The organism is Leptospira noguchii serovar Panama str. CZ214 (assembly GCF_000306255.2).
Taxonomy (GTDB): domain Bacteria; phylum Spirochaetota; class Leptospiria; order Leptospirales; family Leptospiraceae; genus Leptospira; species Leptospira noguchii.
In genome coordinates this window covers 57155-64163 of sequence record NZ_AKWY02000003.1, presented here as the reverse complement: position 1 = coordinate 64163, position 7009 = coordinate 57155, and the positions used below count along the sequence as shown (strand labels likewise).

Here is a 7009-nt window from a genome sequence, read left to right as displayed (position 1 = left end):
AAACAAAATGGGTCTCTTGAAGTTAGCGGAGACTTTGGGGAACGTCTCAAAGGCTTGTAACGTGATGGGCTATTCGCGAGATAGCTTCTATCGTTTTCAAGAGTTATACGAGAAGGAGGAGAACTTGCCTTCCAGGATCTGAGTAGACGTAAACCGAATCCTAAGAATCGTATCGAACCTGAAAAGGAAGAAGCTGTAAAGAAGATGGCTATCGACTTTCCCGCGTATGGTCAGCAGAGAGCATGCAATGAATTGAAAAAATAAGGGATCATAGTTGGTCCTGCGACTGTTCGGAGTGTATGGGTTCGTCACGATTTGGAAACCTTCTCCAAAAGACTGAAGGCTTTAGAAGCATTCATGGCTCAAGGTAATTCTCCCGTATTAACCGAATCACAAGTTCAAGCATTAGAAAAAAGGAAATTAGAGAAACAAGTTGGAGGTGAAATAGAAACAGAACACCCAGGATAGCCAAGATACGTATTACGTTGGCACAATCAAGGGCGTAGGAAGGATTTACCAGCAAACCTTTATTGACTCTTATTCTAAAGTAGCGATGGCAAAACTTTACGACAGGAAGAATGCGTTAGTGGCCGCCGATATGTTAAACGACAAAGTGATCCCTTGGTTCGAAGAAGAAGGACTTTGCTTGTTGAGGATTCTAACCGACAGAGGAACTAAAGTATTGTGGAAATAGGGAACATCATGAATTCCAGCGCCGTGGAAGATATAGACCATTCAAGACGAATTCTATGCAGTTGCTTTTAGAAAGAAGGTATACAATTCTATTGAAGATTTGCAAAAGGATTTGGATTAATTCGTATAACTACGAACGAACGCATCAAGGCAAGTTTTGTTTTGGGAAAACTCCGATACAAACTTTTCTTGACACGAAGGTAATACTTTGTATTACGATATTTCCATACAATTTATTGACTGAAGCTGAGAGCCCGGTTTCAGAGAAACTCGAACGAAGTAACAATGTTGAATACAATAAAACTTTTAAATACAAAACGACTTTTCTCCGAAAGCCGCCCTACTATCCTCTGAATATGAAAACTCATACAACCACCAGTTAACATTTAAAAAATACAAAACCTGCAATAGTTTGATATTCAAATTTTCTAAAATTGTGGAAACTCTCACAAAACTTAGAAATTATTATAATAAAGTTGTTGAAAAATTCCATAATAGCGATCAACAAAACTACTTCAATCGGCCGTTTTCATAAAACAGAATCCAAGTGGGAAATTAATCATTCAACAATTATAATACTTGTCGATCATTATAATATTATTCATCACTATATATTAGAGTACCATAAATTTTTAAAAAAACTCCTATTTTGGAAACAGAATTTTAGATGTTCCATTCTATAGTTCCAAGTCATAAATTGTAATAAATCTAAATTTGAAGACATATAAAATTTTTACAAATTACACTGATTCTAAATTTGGGAAATCTCGTTTAGAAATCTACTGTAGGATTTTACAGAGTGGCCTTTTTAAAATTTTAGAATCTATAGAAAAGTTGATCTTAATGATTTTACGACTCAGACTTAAACTTCATCACTTATTTCGTAAAACTCTTAAAGTTCCAAAAACATTTTAAAACAGAGCTCAATTTTTTCCGGTATCGATTGACTTTCCTACCTAAGAGTTCTATGATTGAAGAATCAAAAAGTGGAAAAAGGAAAAGGAGCTTAAAAAAATGAAACGATGGATTCTATATATAACAACGATTTGTCTATTTCTTACCTTTATAAATTGTAAAAAAGACGACGATGATCAAGACAAAACTCTCTTAGCGTTAATCTTAGCCGATCTTTTATACAATCCTTACGAAAAGATTACTCCTTCTCCTGGAACGATTACCATTTCCGGAGCCAATTATTCAAACAGAGCTTATAACCCTTCTTGTTCCGGCTCTAGCGAAAATAAAACGTTTTCATTTTATAGAAAAAAAGTAAAAACGTCCAATGACAAATTACTCATCAATTTTATGGGAGGAGGAGCTTGTTGGAGTCGATATAACTGTTTTGGAGATAACACGACTACTTATTTCAATCAGCTCGAAAAAGTTCCAGATCTGTTCGTAAAATTTGTCTTTCAAGGTGTGATGAACACAAACAACGGCTCCAACCCATTCAAAGATTATGATGTAGTTTTTATTCCTTATTGTACTGGAGATCTACACTTTGGCTCTAAAGACATGACTTATATCGATCCAACCACAGGGTCTTCGGTAGTAGTCAAACATAAGGGTTATGACAATGTGCTCTCTGTCTTAAAATATATTCAGACCGAATATTCTCAGGTTCAGACCGTATTCGTAACTGGGCAAAGTGCGGGAGGTTATGGAACTTTACTCAATTACCCTATCGTACGTGAAACGATTTCAGGTCTAAATTCATCTGCAAAAATGAATATGCTTATTGACGCGTCTAACGGAATTGTTCCTAACGGTTTTTTCTCCAATCTAAGCACCCAGTGGGGAGCCGATTCAAATTTACCCACTTGGATAGCTGGAATTGCGGCGAACTATCTCACTGTTGGAAACCCTTCTATTCAAGATTTTTTTACGAAGGTTTCCACACATTATAACGGATCAGGAGATAAAACGGGTCAATACACTGCTACTTTCGATGGAAACCAAAGATTTTTTTACAAAGTAATGAATATAATCAACTCGGCTCCGACATATTCAGATGAAAAAACGACAGATCCTTACGATTCTTCTAAAACCTATTCCTCTTTATTTGGTGACAGCGATGGAAGTTCTGTTCCAGACGGAACTACAGCATCCACGGATGGATCTACATGCGGATGGACACAACAGGCAGTTACTTCTATGAATGGAATCTCAGCTGGGACTACAAATTATTCGTATTACATCGCTCCGGGTGACGTACATACAATAACTACGTCAGAAGATATGTATAAACTGGATTCGGGAGGAACTAACTTTGTCACTTGGCTTACGACTCTTTCTACAGGTGTAAAACCTGGAAACGCTAAGTGCACAAACAATGGCGGCAATTGTGCTGCTTCAAATTTTACAAAAAGTAAAATCAATCTTACTTTGAATGCGGCTACTTCAGATCAATCTTATGTAAACAATACAGATCTGGCAACTACCTGCAGGCCTATCGTAGGACTTTAAAATAAATTAGGAAATATTTATAAAATGAATTTTAAATTTTTATAATGATCTCAAAATAGAAATCTTATCTATAAATTTGATTTTAATACGAAGACATATAAAAAAATTTAAAAATAAACGTTGAATGATTTCTCAAAAATGTAGAAATTCACCTCTTTAGAATAAAAGGTTTTTCTAAAGGGGTGTTTATTCTAACGCAAGTTTGTCTTTTATAATCTGCACAAGTTCCCACAATTTCTAAGTTTCAAAATTTTTAATATTCTAATATTATATGCATTTTAGAACAGTTCATCAATACCTATAGAAATTTCTAAAATCATTGGCTTGAACGACTCAACAATAAACTATTACTATTTTAACGTGAATTCGATATAACGCACAAGGAATCATGCGAGGAAACTAAAGCAGAACGCTTTCTCAAACTCAATGCATCGCTCCCTATGAGTCGCTCGACAGATCGCGTTGAACTCAGGAACGCTTTTCTCTGGATCACGTTCTATATTAAAATCTACGAAGATAAGTCATATAACGTCCTGCATGTAATTTATTGACCAGAGCTGAGAGCCCGGTCCGGCTTGTTTGTAGCAAGTCGGATTCATCCAGATTTTCTTAGGTCGAACTCACAATCACTAACATGAATTAGGCCATGATTCATTTTTCTGAAAAAATTTGAACTTTGCGGATCAATTTCTAAATGTGGGAATTCTCACAAATTACGATTTTACGAACAAATTCCAAAATTGTAGGAACTCCTACTTTTAAAAAATTCTTTCTCATTTTCTTATGCCGAACTCACGTTAAATAAAGTAATCTGTATTTTGCAGTTAAAATTAGAATTACTACTCGAACGTATAAAGATAGTTTTATTAGTTACAAATCAATTTTAGCAAAGATATGATGTTTTCAATCAATTGTATTTAACTCCAATTGATTGTCTTTTTGAAGTAGATTTTGCATTTTAAGTTTTGAAATAATCTCATTATAAGTATTATTTTTATGCGTCCGAATAGTAAGATTTTAAAAAACAAACGAACACAACAAATTCAAAATACTTTTATCTTTATTTAAAATACTTCAAAACCGATCATCTTTGAATTCGTCGTACATTAAATTACACTAAATTTTTAAAAGAATCCTTCGTAATTTTAGACACTCTATTTTATAGGGCTTAACCGAAACGGATTCATTGACTTCGTTTTGCTAACGTATCTGTTTTAAATAGTTTTTTTACTATAGGAGTTTTTCATATAGGTCCTACATTTAAAATCTTTTTTAAACAAAGGCCACCTTTCATTTTTTGTTAAATAGATCAAAAAAATAGAAAGTAAACAGGAACATAAACCGAAATAAGACATAGGCTTTCTCATGACTTTTTGTACATTTCTACAAATAACTTGTTGAATTCGGGAATATTTTTAGTAACTAATGGATATGCTTCAGAAACCCAAAATACTGGTAGTCGAAGACGAGATCATCGTAGCCGTCAACCTAGGACAAAAGTTAAAAAAACTAGGTTATGAACTCGTAGGAATCACATCATCCGGGGAAGAAGCAATTCAAAAAGCAGAAGAAAATCATCCAGATTTAGTTCTAATGGATATAAACATAGAAGGAAATTTAGATGGAATCGAAACCGCTGAAGTACTTCGAAACCGGTTTCATACACCCGTTATTTATCTAACCGCATATGCAGACGAAAGCACTTTAGACAGGGCCAAAAAAACGGAGCCCCTAGGATATATCGTAAAACCTTTTGAATCGGATCAACTCCGTTCATCGATCGAAGTCGCCCTTTATAAAAATGAAATTGAACAAAGATCAAAACAAACGGAAGAAAAATTAAAAGGTGCTTTGGATCAACTCGGGGCCGGAATTGTAACCACCGATGAAAACGGGCTTCTTCTTTTTATGAATCCGGCAGCTGAAAAATTGATCGGTTGCAAATATGAAGATTATTTAGGAAAACCGATTCGACAAATTTTGTTTTTCAGAAACGGATCCGGAAATACAATCGAAAACTTAGTAGAAGAAGTGCTCAAATCTGGACTTCCCAAAGATAACGGAAATTTATTTTTAATCTCGAAAAACGGAAGCAGTCACGAAATTCAATTTCAAAGTTCTCCTATTTTTAGTGGAGAAGAAAAATTAACCGGAACTTTTAACATTCTTAGAACCAAAGAACAACATACAAATAATGCCGAAAAAGATACTTATCTTAAAGAAATTCATCATAGAATCAAAAATAATCTTACGATCATTTCTTCTATTTTTAGTCTTAGATCGGGTCAGACAACTGGAGAATCTAACGACGTTCTGCGAGAAAGTCAAAATCGTCTGAGGGCGGTAGCTCTTCTTCACGAAATTCTCTATGAAAGCAAGGACCTTTCTTTGATCAGTTTTGAACTCTATGTAAAAAAACTTACGGACGCACTTTTTCAAATCTATCAAGTAAATAGAGAAAAGGTTCGATTAGAACTCAATATTCAAGAAGGCAAGGTAAAAGCCGAGATCGGTATGAATCTAGCTTTGATCATCAACGAACTCATTACAAATTCTTTAAAACACGGATTGGCAAATTCTGAATCTGGTTCGATTCGAGTTCATTTTACAAAGGAAAACGAAATTTTAATTCTTGAGGTTTCTGACAGCGGAAATGGTCTTCCCGAAGAATCAATTCGAAAAAGAAATCCAAGTTCTCTGGGGCTATCTCTTGTGGAATCTCTTGCAAAACAAATCGGCGGTAAAATCGATTTTATCAATCAAGAAGGTGCTTGTGTTCAGCTTCGTTTTCCAGTTTCGGTTTAATATAAAATTTTTCTGTTTTAAATCTGCGCTTAAATAGAATTATTAAAAAATTAATTCTCCATCAAGTTTATCTTTGATAGGAACGGTCGATTGAAGCAGTTTTGTTAATCTGAACTATAGGTTTTTTCAAAAACTCTAATATAACGTGAGTTCGACGTAAGAAAATTGGGGCGAATAATAAACTCAGGTGCAACGACTCCCTGAACGCCGACCCATAGGTAGGCGTTCACTGAGTTTCCCGGGTCGTCGCCGCAGCTCGCAAATTTCATAGTTAAAATGGCTCACGACCTAACGTTGCGACAGCAGGCAGCAACGTTTTGAGTTTCCCGAGCGACCGTAGAAGCGAGACGCTGAGTTCAGGAAAGCGTTGTGCTGAGTTTCAAACGCTTTCGTAAAAAGCGTTTCATTGAGTTCTTTTCGTTCCAATTCCTTGGGAATTTTTCAAACTTAGGTGCTGCTCACTATGGATCGCAGCATAATAATCCCTTTCGCGTTACGCCCTGCTCACGTTAATATAGATTTAAAAAAATCATTTTTTTATGATTCAACAAATTTATATAAAATAAATTCTGAATATAGATAATCACAGTTTTATATAAAAGAGTTGTTGAATAATTAATTTTCTTTTGTTTTTTCATTAAAACAAATAAATAAAATCATTTGTAGATATAGATTTTTTCAACAACTTTAAATATTAAATTTTCATAACTAATATAAGTTCGGCGTAAAAAGAAATATTTTTCTAAAAATAGGAACTACTACAATTTTAGAATTTGTTTGTAAAATCTTAATTTGTAATAGTTCCCACATTTTTTTTTGGAAATATTTAGTTCTTACGCCAAACTTTTAATTTGTAAGAGAGGAAAAACGACAAACGAGATAACGAAAGCAATCATTCAGAACCTTGTTTCAATTTGAAGTCCTCTTACTTAAAATTATATAAAATAATTCTAATATTTTACATTCAAACATTTCCCTGCTATAAAACCCAAATACTTAATTTTATGGCGTTCAGTAAAATTTTTTGATTTGGGAAACTGATACA

Annotated in this window: 2 protein-coding genes and 2 pseudogenes; all 4 read left to right on the top strand. The window is 34.2% G+C overall.

Going from position 1 to position 7009, the window contains the following annotated elements; all coding sequences use genetic code 11:
* Window positions 1–893 (top strand): annotated as a pseudogene (locus tag LEP1GSC059_RS23920) (helix-turn-helix domain-containing protein); the annotation flags it as partial.
* A pseudogene (locus tag LEP1GSC059_RS23915) lies at window positions 870–1049 on the top strand (RHS repeat domain-containing protein); the annotation flags it as partial. The pseudogenes LEP1GSC059_RS23920 and LEP1GSC059_RS23915, both read left to right, overlap by 24 nt.
* A 658-nt stretch (window positions 1050–1707) precedes the next feature.
* On the top strand, window positions 1708–3159 hold the full coding sequence (locus LEP1GSC059_RS01730; protein ID WP_002177889.1) for a pectin acetylesterase-family hydrolase: 1452 nt from the start codon (window positions 1708–1710) through the stop codon (window positions 3157–3159).
* Between the two features lie 1425 nt (window positions 3160–4584).
* On the top strand, window positions 4585–5964 hold the full coding sequence (locus LEP1GSC059_RS01725; RefSeq protein ID WP_020980172.1) for a histidine kinase dimerization/phosphoacceptor domain -containing protein: 1380 nt from the start codon (window positions 4585–4587) through the stop codon (window positions 5962–5964).
* The last annotated feature ends 1045 nt before the right edge of the window (window positions 5965–7009 follow it).